The organism is Pseudonocardia sp. SID8383 (assembly GCF_009864975.1).
Taxonomy (GTDB): domain Bacteria; phylum Actinomycetota; class Actinomycetes; order Mycobacteriales; family Pseudonocardiaceae; genus Pseudonocardia; species Pseudonocardia alni.
This window is the reverse complement of sequence record NZ_WWFY01000159.1, coordinates 1-819: the sequence shown is the minus strand read 5'-3', so window position 1 is coordinate 819 and position 819 is coordinate 1. Positions and strand designations below refer to the sequence as shown.

Below are 819 nucleotides of genomic sequence, written 5' to 3'. Positions count from 1 at the left end.
TTCCGTCGGCGGTCGCCGCGAGGGCGGCGTCGAACAGGGCCGTCCCCTGCTCCGGGGTCAGCGGTGGCATCCCGGAGCGGGCGATCCGCTCCACGTCGACGTCGCTGAGCGAGCCCGTCATGCCGACGACGCGGCTCCACGGCCCCCAGGCCAGCGCGACGGCGGGCAGCCCGGCCGACCGTCGGTGCACGGCCAGCGCGTCGAGGAAGGCGTTCCCCGCGGCGTAGTTGGCCTGCCCGGGGCTGCCGAAGGTGGCGGCGACCGAGGAGAACAGGACGAAGGCGTCCAGGTCCAGGTCGCGGGTGAGCTCGTGCAGGTGCCAGGCCGCGTCGGCCTTGGGGCGCAGCACGGTGTCGAGGCGCTCCGGGGTCAGCGAGCCGATCACGCCGTCGTCGACGACGCCCGCGGTGTGCACGACGGCGGTCAGCGGGTGCGTGTCGGGGATGCCGGCGAGCAGCGCGGCGACCGCGGCCCGGTCGGTGACGTCGCAGGCCACGGCGTGCGCGGTCGCGCCCAGCGCGGTGAGCTCGTCGACCAGCTCGGCGGCGCCGGGGGCGTCCGGACCGCGACGGCCGGCCAGCAGCAGCTGCCGTACGCCGTGCTCGGCGACGAGGTGCCGGGCCAGGACACCGCCGAGGCCGCCGGTCCCGCCGGTGATCAGGACGGTGCCGTCGGGGTTCCACCGGTGCGGCTCGGCGTCGGTGCGGACCCGGACCAGCCGCGGCACGAGCACCGTGTCGGCGCGGACGGCGAGGTCGGGCTCGTCCTCGGTGGCGGCGAGCGCGGCGACCAGTGCGGCGGGGGCCACGACCGGATCGG

Annotated in this window: 1 protein-coding gene; it reads right to left on the bottom strand. The window is 77.4% G+C overall.

The genetic code is table 11. The annotated features are described in order from the left end of the window. On the bottom strand, window positions 1–819 hold an 819-nt coding region (locus tag GTW08_RS03890; protein WP_161151430.1), incomplete at both ends, for a beta-ketoacyl reductase.